Below are 15927 nucleotides of genomic sequence, written 5' to 3'. Positions count from 1 at the left end.
CCTGCTCACGTTCTACTTTTTCTTATCCTCAGCTTCAAACTTGGTGCCAAGTTCTTTGATGTATTGACGAAGTTCGTCCTTAACTTGTGGGTGCTTCAACCCATATTCGATGTTAGTCTTAACCCAACCAAACTTGTTACCAACATCATAACGGTCACCCATGTATTCACGAGCAAAGACCCGTTGAGTTTGGTTAAGAGTATCAATTGCATCAGTTAATTGAATTTCGCCACCCTTACCAGGCTTAGTCTTTGCTAAAACATCAAAAATTTCTGGAGTAAAGACATACCGACCAATGATTGCTAGGTCACTTGGTGCTTTCTTTGGATCTGGCTTTTCAACAAAACTAGTAACGTTAAAGAGACCTGGTGTGACTTCCTTACTTGGATTAATAACACCATACTTAGCAGTATCTTCATGTGGTACCCGCATAACAGCAAGGGTTGATGCACCAGTTTGTTCGTAACTTTCGATTAATTGCTTAGTTAATGGTTCACCATCATTGTTAATGTTGTTCAAATCATCACCTAACATTACAACAAATGGTTCATCACCAATAAAGTCACGAGCTGTTAAGACGGCATCCCCAAGACCACGTGGATGTGATTGACGAATGAAGTAAATGTTAATATCGGTTGTTTCTTCAACTAACTTCAACATCTCATTCTTATGCTTAGCCCGTAAATTATCTTCAAGTTCTGGGTTAGAATCAAAGTGATCTTCGATTGAGCGCTTGTTCTTACCATCAACAACAACAATATCTTCAATCCCAGACTTCCGAGCTTCTTCAACAATAAATTGAATCGTTGGCTTATCAACGATTGGTAGCATTTCCTTTGCTAAAGCCTTTGTTGCTGGAAGAAAACGAGTCCCCAAACCAGCAGCAGGAATAATTGCTTTACGTACGCGTTTCATAATAATAAACCCTTTCCATGAGATTTTTTAATTCCCAATCTCTACTGTATGCATTTTACCATACTTATTCAATTTCTGAAGTAAGATCTCGGCTCATCAGCTGGGAAATTGCGTTTTTTATGTCCTCACCCTCATACAGAACCCGGTATAGGGCATCAGTAATTGGCATCTTAACTTGACGCTTGAGGCTTAGCTCGTGGGCCGCTTTGGTAGTATATACTCCTTCGATTACCATTCCCATATGTTCAATTACATCGTCAAGCTTTCTCCCTTGGCCTAATTGATAGCCTGCACGCCAATTCCGTGAGTTCTTACTAGTTGCGGTAACGACAAGGTCACCAACACCGGAAAGGCCAATAAAAGTCATCGGATTAGCACCGAACGCTACACCAAGACGCCGAATTTCAGCAAGTCCCCGAGTAATTAATGCCGCACTAGCATTATCATGGTAACCGAGTCCCTGAAGTGCCCCTGCACCAATCGCAATAATGTTTTTCAGGGCAGCACCAAATTCCGCACCAATGACGTCATTATTCGTGTAAACCCGGAAGTAGTTGTTGCTAAAAAGCTTCTGAATCTTATCCGCATCATTGATGTTAGCGCATGCAGCAGTCACAGCAGTCATATCCTTAATTGCAACATCTTCGGCATGGCTAGGACCAGACAATACAACAATGTCTCGCCGATTTTCTTCATTTATTTCTTCCATTAACATTTCAGAAGGCCGCTTATAAGTATTTTGTTCCAACCCTTTAGTGGCATGAACAATTAATGGCCGTTGATTATTCTGCTCCAGAATTTTATTGAGTTGGCCCGCTACCTGGCGAAGTCCCTTAGTCGGAATAACAATCAAAATCACCTGAGCACCCTTAACTGCATCTGCCATGTCAGAAGTTGCCACTAACTTGTCCGAATAAACAAGATCCTTCATGTAATGAGGATTTACATGCTCATTATTTAATTGGTCAACCTGTTCTTGATTACGTGACCACAGCTTAACGTCATGACCGTTTTCAACCAACATATTTGCCAATGTACTTCCCCACGAACCTGCTCCTAAAACTGCAATTTGTTCAGCCATAATTCTTCTCCTTTAACAAATTAAACTATTGATTTACATACCACGGAAGATCTATCCGTCGCCTTCTAACGATTAAGGTAACTAGTGCCACAACGAAAAAGATTAATGATAACGTTTGTGACACTCGAATTGTATTGCCGATCATTAAACTATCTGTTCGCATTCCTTCAATGAAGAACCGCCCCACGGAATACCACATAACATAGGTCAAGAAAACTTCTCCTCGCTTGAATAGGTGGTGGCGGTGACGCAACAGTATTAATAGGGCAAATCCACTAAGATCCCATAACGACTCATACAAGAAAGTCGGTACGCGATAGTGATTTCCAATATCCATTTGGTTAATAATCCACATTGGTATATGCTGGCTAATTAATGCTGCACGGCTAGTAATTGCCCCGAATGCTTCTTGATTCATGAAGTTTCCCCAGCGACCAATTCCCTGAGCCATAATCAACGCTGGTGAAATAACATCCATCATTGTCCACATTGAAATTCGACGAGCACGACAGAAAAAGTATAGTGTGAGGATTCCACCAAGAATCGCTCCATAGATCGCAATTCCACCGTCCCAAATTGCAATAATTTCTGCAGGATGGTGTGAATAATAACCCCACTGAAAAATAACGTAATAGAAACGGGCACAAATAACCGCAATCGGTAACGCCCATAAAAGGTAATCATAGAAATAATCCTCATTGATACCTCGTCGTTGTCCCTCACGTACCGAAAGAATTAACGCGAGAACAACTCCAGTCGCAATAATAATTCCATACCAGTGAACTTGAATTGGTCCAAGATTGAAGGCAATTGGGTTAAGTGCCAGAAGCGGTAAGCTTAAATTAATCATTGCTTTGCTTTTCCTTTGTATCCCGTGCAGAATTCTGCTTAATTAACCGGTTCAAATTATCATCGAATGTCTTGGTGGCATCATACCCCATTGTTTCTGCCCGGTAGTTCATTGCAGCAGATTCAATGATAATTGCTAAATTCCGCCCAGTCTTAACGGGAACAGAAACCTTGGGAACAATTACGCCTTGAATTGTCTGCTTATCGCCCCGATCGCCTAACCGGTCAAACTGAACATCTGGAGTCCACGTTTCCAAGTGAACAATCAGGTTAATAACATCACTTGGCATAATTGCTCCAGTCCCATAAAGAGTAGAAACATCAATAATTCCAATACCCCGAATTTCCATAAGGTGCTTTAAAATTGCTGGTGCCTTACCAACAAGGGTTTGTTCATCACGGGCATAAACTTCCACCCGGTCATCAGCTACTAACCGGTGACCCCGACGAACTAATTCAAGAGCAGTTTCACTCTTTCCCACTCCCGAATCACCAGTAATTAAGACCCCAACACCATTAATATCAACAAGAACACCGTGTAAAGACTGCCGCGGTGCTAGTCGCCCAAGGAGATAGGAAGTCATGTTACTCAAAATTTGTGATGACGTTAGGTGGGTTCCTAAAATAGGAATTTTAGCATTTTTAGCAGCGACTTGCAGTTCTGCAGGAATCGGTAAGTTAGTTGAAATAACGAAACATGGCGTCTGAGGGGCACACATTTTCGTTAAATATTTCTCGCGCTTTTCGTGAGTTAAATCTTTGGCAAAGGACGTTTCAGTAATCCCTAATAATTGAATCCGCATTGCAGGGTAGTGTTTAAAATAACCAGCGAATTCAAGGGCCGGCCGTGAAATATCACTAGTAGTAATTGGCCGTTGAAGATATTCCTCACCCTGTAAAACTTTTAACCGAACATTATCAACAAGTTCTTTAACAGTAATATGATCTGCCACTATTTCCACTCCTTCACTAATTATTAATGTGATCGGAAATAATCACATTGCAAATCGACATAACAATTGCAATCAACATTGCTGAGCCAAAGGATGAGAAGTGAAAATAATATGATCCGACAAAGGATGATGTTAACTGTAACATCAGGGCGTTAATCACAATACTAAACAATCCTAAGGTAAGCACATTAATGGGCAACGATAGTATTAACAAAATTGGTTTTACTAACACATTCAACACTGCTAAAACAGCACTTGCTAGCAAGGCAGTTCCCACACTGTTGACATAGAACATTCCAGTCCGCGAAAAGAGACCGGCTAATGCAATAAAGAGAATTGTATCTATTATTACACGTTTGATAAATTCCATCTACGACCGTCCATTCTTCTTTATATCTTTCTCTTCAACATCAGTTAATTGCCGTCTTCCTTGTGAATCCCGCGTTTTTTGCGGGGTTGACGTTAAATCAGCAAACGTCTTAAAGAGACCAGCAATTCCGGGATGGGCTGGATCGGGTGGGATAATTGCCAGTAAAACAATGTAAACAATAACTCCAGGAATGATCCCGGTAATTGCGGTAAAGAGAATATAGGCAATCCGCAAGTAAAGCGGCTTAGTATTGAAATACTTAGCAAATCCACTAAGGACTCCAGCTAGCCACCGATCATCGTAGGATCGAGTTAGCTTTTTTGACATAGTTCATCCCTCCTAATAGCTTAATCTTACTGTGTTTTTCCGGTAACTGCAATTAGATTTACTGAGGATTCTTCTGACTTAATTTCCATTGAAGATAGGCATTAATAAATGGATCCAGATCACCATCCATGACCGCTTGTCCATTATGCGTCTCATGACCACTCCGGTTATCCTTAACTAAAGTATAAGGGTGGAAGACATAGGAGCGAATCTGGGAACCCCAACCGATTTCAAGCTGTTCCCCTTCAATTTCAGCTCGCTTTTTTGCCTTCTTTTCTTCCTCTAATTCATACAGTTTTGACTTCAACATGTTCATTGCGGTTACCCGATTTTGCAACTGGGATCGTTCTGCTTGAGAAGAAGTAACAATCCCCGTAGGAATATGAGTAATTCGGACTGCTGATTCGGTCTTATTAATGTGCTGACCACCAGCCCCGCTTGAACGAAAAGTATCAGCCCGAAGATCGGAAGGATCAATGTCAATATTCACACTCTCATCAAGTTCAGGCATCACATCAACCGAGGCAAATGAAGTGTGTCGCCGGCCTGCCGCATCAAATGGTGAAATTCGGACAAGGCGGTGAACACCCTTTTCACTTCTTAAGTAACCAAATGCATTATGTCCCTTAATTAACAGGGTAACACTTTTAATGCCGGCTTCTTCCCCTGCTTCATAGCTTGCAGTCTCAACATTAAAGCCATGTTGTTCACCCCAACGAACATACATCCGTAACAACATTGCTCCCCAGTCCTGAGCTTCTGTTCCTCCGGCTCCCGGATGAATTTCCAGAATCGCGTTTTTCGCATCATACTCGCCGTCAAGCAACTGATTTAACCGGTATTGCTCTAGTTCTTTCTGTGTTTCACTAAACGATTTTTCAAATTCACTCTGTAACTCATCATCAGGTTCTAATTCCAACAGCTCGATTGACGTTTGCAGATTACCAATATTGTCCCGCAATTTTACAAATGTGTCGCGCTTATCCTTTAATTCATTATTTGCATTAATTACTTTTTGTGCTGCAACATTATCATCCCAAAAACCAGGTTCAGCCATTTTTTGTTCATTTTCTGCAATACTTTCATCTAAAGCATCGAGGTCAAAGAGACCTCCCGAAGCGGGCAACTTCTTGTTGCATTACTTCTACTTTTTTCTTTGCTTCACTAAGTTCCAAAACGGTTCCTCCAATATTTAATTTAAACCAAAACGGCAACAGGTACCGCTTTGGGGCCACCTGCTACCGTACCTTGATAGTTAACACTATTTAATTATCGATTAACGGGTAACATTTTGCCGAATTTGCGACTTCATAAAGAGTCGAGTAGTTTCGTATTCGATATCCGCAATCATTTGTTCAAACATGTGGTAACCAGCAGTTTGATATTCAACTAATGGGTTCAACTGACCATAACCACGGAGACCAACAGATTGACGGAACTGATCCATTACATCAATATGATCTGTCCAGTGCGAGTCAACAACCCGCAAGAGAACAACTTTTTCAAATTCAAGCATTTGGGCTGGATCGTAAAGTTGCTTCTGCTTATCCTTGTAGATCTGCTTAGCATATCCCATTAAGAAATCAACCATTTGTCGTGGCGACTTATCTGCCAAGTCAGCAACGGTAATTGTATCCGGCTTAACAATGACTTCTTCTGCGAAATCAATAATTCCTTTAAGATCCCAATCCTTGCGATCGCCTAAAGTATGCTGTTCGACTTCTCGTTGGATTGTCCGCTTAAAGATTGGCATTAGAACCCACTTTAATGACTTATCTTCTGTGATAATTTCCTGACGTTCTTTATAGATGATTTCCCGTTGTTCACGCATTACATCATCATATTGAAGAACGTTCTTCCGGGAATCATAGTTATTCCCTTCAACCCGCTTCTGAGCTGACTCAACTTGGTGGGTTAAGAACCGACTCTTAATTACTGCATCATCATCGTCAACTTTCATCCGTTCCAAGAAGGCCTTGATCCGGTCGCCACCGAACCGTTTCATCAAGTCATCTTCAAGGGAAAGATAGAATTGGGAAAGACCTGGATCACCTTGACGACCAGAACGTCCCCGCAGCTGGTTATCAATCCGTCGTGATTCATGTCGTTCGGTACCAATAACAGCAAGTCCGCCTAATTCACGGACGCCAGGGCCAAGCTTAATATCAGTCCCCCGTCCAGCCATGTTCGTTGCGATTGTAACCGCACCTCGCTGACCAGCATTCTTAATGATATCAGCTTCCTTTGCGTGGTTCTTCGCATTCAAGACAACATGCGGAATATGTTCTTGATCCAGTAAGTGGGAAAGGTATTCTGAAGTTTCAACAGCCACAGTACCAACTAGGATTGGCTGTCCCTTTTCGTGAAGACTCTTGATCCGCTTAACTACCGCGGCAAACTTACTCTGTAATGTCGGATAAAGCAAGTCGGGTTCGTCTTTCCGTTGAACTGGCTTGTTAGTTGGGATGGTGATTGTTTCCATGTTATAAATCTCACGGAATTCTTCTTGCTCAGTCTTAGCAGTACCAGTCATCCCCGCAAGCTTGTTGTACATCCGGAACAAGTTTTGGTAAGTAATGTTAGCCATAGTCTTGTTCTCTTCTTGAATTTGAACGCCTTCCTTAGCTTCAATTGCTTGGTGAAGACCATCAGAGAACCGTCGTCCTTGCATTACCCGTCCGGTAAATGAATCAACGATCAAAACTTCACCATCAGAAACCACGTAATCCTTATCCAGAAGCATAATGTAGTTAGCACGCAATGCTTGATCCAAGTGGTGGGTCAATGCAGTGTTTTCTGGATCATACAGATTCTTTAAGTTAAAGTACTTTTCAGCTTTTTGAATTCCTTCATCGGTTAAGGCAACCGTCTTTGATTCAAGATCGACCTTATAATCAACCTCGTTCTTTAACGTCTTAACAAACCGATCAGTTTGCTTATAAAGTTTTGATGTTCCTGTTCCTGGACCAGAAATAATCAATGGAGTCCGCGCTTCATCAATTAAAATTGAATCCACCTCATCAACAAGAGCGTAGTTTAATCCTCGTTGTACCTGGTCTTCTTTATAAACGGCCATGTTATCACGAAGATAGTCAAAACCAATCTCACTATTAGTGGAGTACATAATATCAGCTTTATATGCTTCACGCTTTTGATCGGGCGACATCTCGGAATTATTGACACCAACACTGCAGCCCAACCAATTGTAGAGCTGGCCCATTTCAGTAGCATCACGTTTTGATAAGTATTCGTTAACTGTAATAACGTGAACACCCTTGCCACTAATTGCGTTTAAGTATACAGGCATGGTAGCAGTCAATGTTTTACCTTCACCGGTCTTCATTTCGGCAATATTCCCTTCATGAAGAACAATTCCACCCATAATTTGAACATGGAATGGGTAAAGCCCTAAGACTCGTTTGGCTCCTTCACGTGCTACCGCAAAGGCTTCCGGTAACATGTGGTCCAAATCTTCACCTTTTTTGTAGCGTGCACGAAACTCATCAGTCTTAGCTTTTAATTCATCATCTGATAGTGCCGCCATTGGCTTAGCATATTTTTCAACTTTATTAGCGATCTTATTAATCCGTCGCAGTTCACGACGATCGCTTTCAATCCATTTTTTTAGAATGTTAGCCATAAAAGCGTCCTTCCTAATTAACGTTTTTAAATTTTAACTTGAGATTTAGCAGCTACTCAAGCCAATTTTAATTTATATTCTAACCTTAATATTCTAACACGTTTCGGGTTAGAGTGCGAGCCAGCAAACCGTGAAGTCTTAAAAAGCTTCCGTTTGATAACAAATTCTCTCGGCAAGGGCAACTTGAGAGTTTGTTATTTTGAGGAAGCTTAACTTTTTAGCTATATCGCTTAAAGCATTAGCCAAAAAATAAAAAAGACTGGTTTTTCACCAGTCTACTTAATATTTGATTATTCAGCTTCAATTAAACCGTAACGGCCATCTTTACGACGGTAAACAATGCTGGTTCCATCAGTTTCAGCATCTTGGAAAACAAAGAAGTCATGTCCAAGCATATCCATTTGGAGAACTGCTTCTTCTGGATCCATTGGTTTGAGTGAGATTTGCTTTGTCCGCACAATCTTCAAGTCATCTTGACTTTCAGCGTCGTCATCGGTTGGGACAAATTCTAAGTTCTTGAAGCCTTTTTCACGGGACTTACGGTTAACCTTAGTCTTGTACTTCCGAATTTGCCGTTCAAGCTTATCGGTAACGAGGTCAACACTACCGTACATGTCATTAGAAGTTTCTTCGGCCCGTAATGTAAGGTATGGTAATGGAATAGTAACTTCTACCTTGTAAGTACGGTTAGGATAAACTTTTAAGTTCACATGGGCTGTTGCTTCTACGTTATCTTCGAAGAACTTTTGTAACTTATTAATCCGTTTTACCACATAATCACGAATTGAATCAGTTACTTCGATATTTTCACCACGAATATTGAACTTTAACATAGTAATTTCTCCTTTCAGTTCAAGCACTTTGCTTGATCTGGTATCAGAAGGACCACTCTTCTCATATCCTTAACTATATTATAGTGTAGTTAATACTATTTAACAAATGGATCAGGATAATATTTAGATTTTTTTAACAAGCAAGCGAAAGGCTTTGGACACGTTTACAACCATTCTGGTAGCAAAGTTCTGCAGCATGATATAAAGTCCGTCCAGTGGTATAAATATCATCAACCAGAACGATCCGTTGTCCTTGTAAACTAATCCTTTTATTAAGAAAGAATGGCTGCTTGGCTTTGAGCCGTGATTGACGATCTTTCTTTGATTGAGCTACTTTCTGCTTTTCACGATGCTTTATCAATTCTGTATACCGAATATTTTCTAACAATCCCGTTACCTGATTAAAGCCGCGTGTTCTCATCGTATGATTAGTGACCGGGATCGGAATTAAAAGGTCATAATCCATCTGGTTAATTACTGTCTGCAAAGATTGCTGAAAAACCGCTCGTAAATGATACTGTCCTTGAAATTTATACTGTTGCATAAACTCCTTCATTGCCTGGTTATAATGAAAAAGTGGCCGATGACTTAAATACCACCCATATTGTTGCTGCCATCTTTGGCAATCAGCGCATAACTCCCCCTCATTCTCACGACCACACCCTCGACAAACGTCCTTACTAGAATAACGATCAAATTTTTGAAAGCAAACATTACAAACTACCTGCTCCCTAATCGGCCCAGGAAAAACGATCTCGCTAATCGTTAATTTTTTTGTTAATGAACGGTTGCAAAGCAGACAATTAACCATGAAGTAAACGACGCCCTTTCCTATTCATATAAGCAATTTGTCGCTGGGCTTCCCGGACTTGACGACTGTACGACTGAATCCAAAACATCACTTTACCGGTCGGCCGACTAACCGAACGTCCTGCCCGTCCTGCAATCTGAACCAGTGCTGACGATGAGAAGATCGGATCATCAGCACCAAGAACAAAAACGTCAATTTCTGGAAAAGTAACCCCCCGTTCTAAGATTGAGGTAGTAATTAAGAATTCATACTTTCCTTCCCGCATTTGCTGAACTTTTTCTAGCCGTTTGGGATCAGCAGCATGGACGGTAGTAAATTTCTTATCAGTTAAAGCTTCTTGTAAACACAAAAAAGTTGGTTGAAGATCTGAAACATGCGGAACAAACAAAAGACACCGGTAATTAGCTAGTGTTTTCATTAACTCATTCAGGAGTTTGTTAGGGAGTCGCTTTATTTGCAGCTGTTTCCGCCAATCAGATGTTAAGAAAATCTTGATTTGAGGAAGTAGGTTGCCGTGATAACGAAGTGGAAGATAACTAACCATTAATTTTTTCTTGTTAATTTGGCGAATCAACTTTTTACCAGGAGTCGCTGTCATAAACAATATACCGCCATTCTTCTTAACTGCCTGCTTAGTAGCAAAAAGCAACGCCGAATTGGCAGCATACGGAAAAGAATCAACCTCGTCGATAATTAAATTATCAAAGGCATGGTAAAAGCGTAACAACTGGTGAGTTGTGCAAATTGTCAGCTGACGATACTTATATTTCTGTGACTCTCTCCCGTGAAGAAGAGCAATTGAAAAATCAGCAAAAGCCACCTGGAGCCTAGGGTATAGCTCCAGGCAAACATCAACCCGTGGTGATGCAATTGCAACCCGTTCGCCTCGTTTCAGCGCTGCAGCAATTCCGGCAAAAATCATTTCTGTTTTCCCTGCACCAGTAACTGCCCATAACAACTGATGACGATGTTGACCCATCCGTTCTTTTATCATTACCGATGCCTTAGTCTGCAATGGTGATAATTGTCCCGCCCACGTTAAAATCCGCTGAGGAACTTCAAATTGATTTGGTTCTGGAACATGGTAAAATTTATCAAGAGTTGACACCCGTCCTAATGTAACGCATTGTGGGCAATAGTATTGCTGATTAGGCATTGCAGTAAGCTGCTTATTTGTTATCGTCCCGCAACGTAAACAGGTTATTGTCTTTTTTCCTACTTTCAGCGTTGGTAAAGTTTGGATTTGCGAACCATCAATTGGTAATCGTTCTACTTGCGGGCATAATACTCGCCGCCCGTATAATTCACTAATATCCATTCTGATCCCTCCCACTAAGTTAATACGGGAAAAAGCCAAGAATTCACCAAAGGAGTAATAATTAATGTCAGAACCCTTTCTCACTATCTCTAAAAGCACTAGCAATGAGATGATCATCAAAAAGTCTCGTTTTATATGTTCAATTGCCCGGGTAACCTCCGATGAAGCAGCCCAACAATTCATTAACCAGGTTAGTACCGAAAACAGGAAGGCAACTCATAACTGCTATGCCTACATGGTCGGCGATCGTGACCAAATTCAACGAGAAAGTGACAACGGTGAACCTAGCGGAACAGCTGGTGTGCCAATTTTGGAATCACTTCAATTAGCTAAGATTCATAACGTGGTCGCCGTTGTTACCCGTTATTTTGGCGGAATCAAGCTAGGAGCTGGAGGCCTTATTCGCGCTTATAGCAACTCCACCACCAACGCGATTCACAAAGCGGGATTGGTCCAATTAGTTACCCAGGCGATCCTTGAAATTACGGTTAGTTATGCACAACATGATTCCCTCCTCCATTATTTAAAAGAGCATCAGATTGAGGTTGCTGATGAACAATTTGGTGCTACGGTTCAAACAAGCATCTATGTTGATGAGGATCAAGTCGCCGCTTTCACTAAGTTACTAATCAACCGTTTTAACGATCAATTAACGATCAAAAAAGGAACCTCGCGTGAGCACGAGATCCCTTATCTTACTAACTAGCTTAATACAGTTTCGATTACATTAAGAATAACAATAAGCAGTAATAGAATAATAACCCATGTGGTGACCACTCTTGTTTTGTGATCACCACTTTTTAATTTCGACCAATTAAAGCCAATATAGGAACCAATTAAGAGAAAGGTCCCTAAAATTCCAATCAAATCAGAATGAAAGCCCAATTGGTCAAGGCTAAAGCCACCCATTAAAAATAAACCAACAGCGAACAACAAGCCCAAGACGATATTTCTTTTTCTCACGTTATCCACCCCGTAAATAATTTCCCGGGAAATTTCAAGCTAACTTTTTATAACATTGAAAACTGTCCCTGAACTTATTAGTATTCACCAGTAAAATTATTCGATTTACGCCTACTCATGTAAATGATAATTGTAGCTTGCAACAACAATATTCTGCCGAGAATTAAGAACCGTCCGTAGCCGAACACTAGTCTGGTTATGAAGAGCAAGCTGCCATGGGTGTTTAGGGATAAATTGCGGAACTAAAACAGTCGTTGAATAGTTACGGGCAGCTGCTCTTTTAGCAATTACATCTACAAACCGTAAAGTTGGCTTAGCAATTGACCGATACGATGAATGAATATCAACAAAACGAACATCTGGAAATTCAGCCTTAAATTCATTAGCAGTCTTATGCTCTTTGCCTGGATTTTCATCAAACGAAACGTGCATTGCGATCACGTAATCACCAATGGAACGCGCATAGTTAATTGCTCCCCGAGTAACTCGCGTAACGTTTCCAACTAAAACAATGACAGTTGCGCCATCATAATCATGTAACTGCACCTTTGTCTTTTCGGCAACCCGTAATTGTTTGGCAACTTTAATATAGTGACGGTGAATTGCATGAAACATGTAAAGCAATAGCGGCATGATAATTAAGTACGGCCAAACATTGCCAAAGTGCTGCCAGAATAATGCAAGAACTAATGCTAGTGAAATTAATGCTCCGACAAGATTAATAAACGCCTTCCCTAACCATAGGCCTTCCCGTTCACGGAACCAATGAATGATCATCCCAGATTGAGATAGTGTAAACGGAACAAAGACCCCAACGGCATAAAGCGGAATCAACATGTTGGTTTGTCCATGGAAGATCAAAATTAGGATAATTGCGCCAACCGCCAACGAGATAATTCCATTAGAATAACCGAGACGATCTCCACGATCCATAAATGCATGGGGCATATACTTATCCTTTGCCATATTAAAAGCAAGGATTGGGAAAGCAGAAAACCCTGTATTAGCAGCAACAGCAAGGATCATTGCCGTTGATAATTGAAGAAGGTAAAAGCCAATCCCATGGCCGCCAAATACGGCAAGACCAATTTGCGAAAGCACGGTAGTCCGTTTATTAGGAACAATTCCAAAGTAAAAGCCGTAGAAGATAATTGCAATGAAGAAGATTGCCAGGATCGTACTCATAATTGCTAGAGTAACCGAAGCATTCTTTTCCTTTGGTTTATTAAAGTTCGGGACAGCATTACTTACCGCTTCAACCCCGGTTAATGAAGATGAACCAGCAGAGAATGCCCGAACGAACAGAACAAATGTCATTCCGGTAACTGGAGTTCCATAATCAGCAGGTGCTTGGTAATGAACTTGACCCGTGATTATATTATAGGCACCCCACAGAATCATTACAGAAATCATAATTACGAAAAAGTAAACCGGAATTGTCAGGAAATTGGCACTTTCACTCATTCCCCGCAAGTTCATGAACATAATTAAGAGAACGATAACAATTGCAATTGGAACTGAGAACCGGTAAAGTGCCGGGATTGCAGAAGTAATTGCTTCCACTCCTGATGTCGTAGAAACCGCCACGGTTAACATATAGTCAACCAAAAGCGATCCTCCGGCAAATAGTCCACCATTGCTTCCCCAATTTCGGGTGGCAACAACATAGGCACCACCACCACTTGGGTACGCACGAATAATCTGTTGATACGAAAGAGTAATTGCCAATAACAGCAATAATACAATTGCGGCAATCGGAATCGAGTACCACATTGCCATTGCAGATAAGGTTACTAAAACCGTCGTGATCTGTTCTGGCCCATAAGCAACTGACGAAATTGCATCGGATGACAGCATCGCTAATGCTTTGAATTTAGTTAGGTGAGTTTGTCCCTCATCCAAAGTTTTCAAAGGTTTCCCAATTAAAACTCGTTTAATATAACGCCACATACTATCCTCCCAGTATTCATGGAATGTAATCGTTTAATCGATTTCGGATAACTGAACAATAATACAATTATTTTAACTACTTTGCAATCGCTAAAACAAGACGTAATTACTACTGATTGTCTATTTTTCTTTAAGTCGCTCATTAACTTTCTTTGCTACTGGATCTATTTTAGTCATTCGACTGTTGACTGCCCAAACATAAAAGAATAAGGAGACAAGGATAATCACAATGAAATCAAACGGGTACGGAATCCAATCTTGACCACCAAAGCCCTCACTTCCCGCGTAAGAAATTAAGGAAATAAAGACCATATAACAAATTAACCAAGCGGCACTTCTCAGCTGCTGACGCCAGTTTGTCTTTTGATAGCGCCATTCATAGTAAAGATAAATCGGTAAGCCAAGCGCAATCACAAAGATTACCTGAACTGTTGTTGGCCACATTGTCCAATAAATTGCCAATCCCGTTACCACGAATGCAAACGGTGCTAGCCACTTCATATAATTAGGTGCAAACGGCCGTTTTAAGTCTGGTGCCATTTTCCGTAAAGAAATCACCGTTACTGGCCCGGTTAAGTAAGCGATCAGAGTTGAACCGGTGATGACCGTTGCCAATAAGCTCCAATTTCTGAAGACATTTACTAAAATCGTGGCTAAAATCAGATCCGCTACCATAGCAAACCGTGGAATCATATAACGTCGCTCTAACCGACCAAGCCATTTTGGCAAGTGTCCAGTATGGGTCATTGCGGCCAATGCTCGAGATGCCGTTGCCACAAACGCAACTCCTGTCCCAAATGGTGAAACAAACGCATCCATGTATAAGAGAATTGCTAACCAGTTCAAACTCAGCAAAATTGCAATATCAGCAAATGGTGACGCAAAGTTAATTCCATGCCAACCACTCTTTGCTAGTGACGCAGGACTAATTGCACCGATAAATGCTACTTGAAGCATGATATAAATTGCAGCGGTTATCAACATTGAGGCGAGGACTCCCCGGACAATATTCTTATGGGGGTTCACCATTTCACCACCCATATTAATAACTGTTTGGAAAGCATCATAGGACATAATGATCCCTGATACTGCTGCCGCTTCAAAAATCGAACGACTTCCATATGGCATAAACGTCTGAATGTTGTGACCAAAATTCTCAGTATGAAAGCCGCTGATAATTAGCATAATAATCGTTAAAGTTGGCAACAGAATTTTAAAAACTGAAATCAAATTTGTAAACCGGGTCATTAATTTAACAGACCAAAAGTTAATCAAGGTAAAAATTACCATAAAAATGAATACGACAAACATCCCCATTGAAGTAATATTTCCCCCGCTAACAAAATGATGCGTCCAGTTAGCCCATGACCACGGCCATGAACTCATATATTGAATTGATGCAACTGCTTCCATTGGAACAAGGGTAATCAATGAAATCCAGTTAGCCCAAGCGGCGACAAAACCTAGTAGCGAGCCATGACTATACTGTGCATAGCGACTCATCCCCCCGCTTTCTGGAAACATTGCTCCTAATTCAACATAGGTTAATGCAATGCTAATTATAATTACCGCACCAATAATCCATGAAATAATGGCCGCTGGTCCGGCAACTTTAGCAGCGGTTCCGGCACCAAATAACCATCCAGAACCAATTAACGAATTTAGGGCTAACATCACAGCGGAAAATAACGTTATTTTATGCCCTCTCATCTTGTCCATGCTTTTCTCCCCTATTAATTACTTTTTTGAATAGATAATTAATCATACCACTAACTCTAACACTTTATTATTAAAATGGCAGATTGCAAGAAATAACTTGAACGAATTTAGTGACGTAGATTAAGCAAGAAGATCTCGATTGGTGTATGCCAATTAAGACATTTAAGTGGCCGTGAATTCAGATACCAATTGATTTGA

General features: G+C 40.9%; 15 protein-coding genes. 1 reads left to right on the top strand and 14 read right to left on the bottom strand.

Annotated features, from left to right (window positions below; all coding sequences use genetic code 11):
- Positions 1 to 12: 12 nt before the first annotated feature.
- From galU to HUK49_RS00030, 11 genes are all read right to left on the bottom strand, one after another.
- A complete protein-coding gene (galU, locus tag HUK49_RS00080) occupies positions 13 to 915 on the bottom strand; it encodes a UTP--glucose-1-phosphate uridylyltransferase GalU (RefSeq protein ID WP_003717587.1) in 903 nt (300 codons plus the stop codon).
- A gap of 64 nt (positions 916 to 979) precedes the next feature.
- Positions 980 to 1996, bottom strand: coding sequence for an NAD(P)H-dependent glycerol-3-phosphate dehydrogenase (locus tag HUK49_RS00075; RefSeq protein ID WP_191912209.1), 1017 nt, complete (start codon positions 1994 to 1996; stop codon positions 980 to 982).
- 25 nt (positions 1997 to 2021) lie between these two features.
- Positions 2022 to 2846, bottom strand: a complete 825-nt coding sequence (gene lgt, locus HUK49_RS00070; protein ID WP_191912208.1) for a prolipoprotein diacylglyceryl transferase — start codon at positions 2844 to 2846, stop codon at positions 2022 to 2024.
- Complete coding sequence (hprK, locus tag HUK49_RS00065) at positions 2839 to 3798, bottom strand: HPr(Ser) kinase/phosphatase (RefSeq protein WP_040531592.1); 960 nt, start codon at positions 3796 to 3798, stop codon at positions 2839 to 2841. Before hprK ends, lgt begins: the two co-directional genes overlap by 8 nt.
- 16 nt (positions 3799 to 3814) lie before the next feature.
- Positions 3815 to 4168, bottom strand: a complete 354-nt coding sequence (locus HUK49_RS00060) for a phage holin family protein (protein ID WP_102169205.1) — start codon at positions 4166 to 4168, stop codon at positions 3815 to 3817.
- A complete protein-coding gene (locus HUK49_RS00055) occupies positions 4169 to 4495 on the bottom strand; it encodes a PspC domain-containing protein (RefSeq protein WP_191911137.1) in 327 nt (108 codons plus the stop codon).
- Positions 4496 to 4553: 58 nt separating this feature from the next.
- Positions 4554 to 5670 (bottom strand): peptide chain release factor 2 gene (gene prfB, locus HUK49_RS00050; RefSeq protein ID WP_413230856.1). Its coding sequence is split into 2 segments (ribosomal slippage): positions 4554 to 5597 and positions 5599 to 5670, totalling 1116 coding nucleotides; the frame shifts between segments, so codons are not numbered across the junction.
- A gap of 101 nt (positions 5671 to 5771) precedes the next feature.
- Complete coding sequence (secA, locus tag HUK49_RS00045) at positions 5772 to 8135, bottom strand: preprotein translocase subunit SecA (RefSeq protein WP_191912206.1); 2364 nt, start codon at positions 8133 to 8135, stop codon at positions 5772 to 5774.
- 290 nt (positions 8136 to 8425) lie between these two features.
- Complete coding sequence (hpf, locus tag HUK49_RS00040) at positions 8426 to 8968, bottom strand: ribosome hibernation-promoting factor, HPF/YfiA family (protein ID WP_102169209.1); 543 nt, start codon at positions 8966 to 8968, stop codon at positions 8426 to 8428.
- A 133-nt stretch (positions 8969 to 9101) separates the two neighbouring features.
- Positions 9102 to 9779, bottom strand: coding sequence for a ComF family protein (locus HUK49_RS00035; protein ID WP_191912205.1), 678 nt, complete (start codon positions 9777 to 9779; stop codon positions 9102 to 9104).
- Positions 9772 to 11097, bottom strand: coding sequence for a DEAD/DEAH box helicase (locus HUK49_RS00030; protein WP_191912204.1), 1326 nt, complete (start codon positions 11095 to 11097; stop codon positions 9772 to 9774). The genes HUK49_RS00035 and HUK49_RS00030 overlap by 8 nt, the downstream gene beginning before the upstream one ends.
- A 64-nt stretch (positions 11098 to 11161) precedes the next feature.
- Between HUK49_RS00030 and HUK49_RS00025 the strand changes: the two genes are divergently transcribed.
- Entirely contained in the window at positions 11162 to 11803 is a 642-nt protein-coding gene (locus HUK49_RS00025; protein ID WP_102169212.1) for a YigZ family protein, read from the top strand.
- On the opposite strand, the gene HUK49_RS00020 is transcribed toward HUK49_RS00025, so the two are convergent.
- From HUK49_RS00020 to HUK49_RS00010, 3 genes are all read right to left on the bottom strand, one after another.
- Positions 11800 to 12060 carry a hypothetical protein gene (locus HUK49_RS00020; RefSeq protein ID WP_326515684.1) on the bottom strand — a complete coding sequence of 87 codons (261 nt, stop codon included), beginning with the start codon at positions 12058 to 12060 and terminating at the stop codon, positions 11800 to 11802. The two genes, HUK49_RS00025 and HUK49_RS00020, sit on opposite strands and share 4 nt — an antisense overlap.
- A gap of 111 nt (positions 12061 to 12171) precedes the next feature.
- Complete coding sequence (locus tag HUK49_RS00015) at positions 12172 to 14010, bottom strand: APC family permease (RefSeq protein ID WP_102169214.1); 1839 nt, start codon at positions 14008 to 14010, stop codon at positions 12172 to 12174.
- A gap of 120 nt (positions 14011 to 14130) precedes the next feature.
- Positions 14131 to 15729 carry an APC family permease gene (locus HUK49_RS00010; protein WP_191912203.1) on the bottom strand — a complete coding sequence of 533 codons (1599 nt, stop codon included), beginning with the start codon at positions 15727 to 15729 and terminating at the stop codon, positions 14131 to 14133.
- Positions 15730 to 15927 lie beyond the last annotated feature (198 nt).

The sequence above is a fragment of the Limosilactobacillus portuensis genome (genome assembly GCF_014838735.1).
GTDB classification, from domain to species: Bacteria; Bacillota; Bacilli; order Lactobacillales; family Lactobacillaceae; genus Limosilactobacillus; species Limosilactobacillus portuensis.
This window is presented reverse-complemented; position numbering and strand designations above follow the sequence as displayed.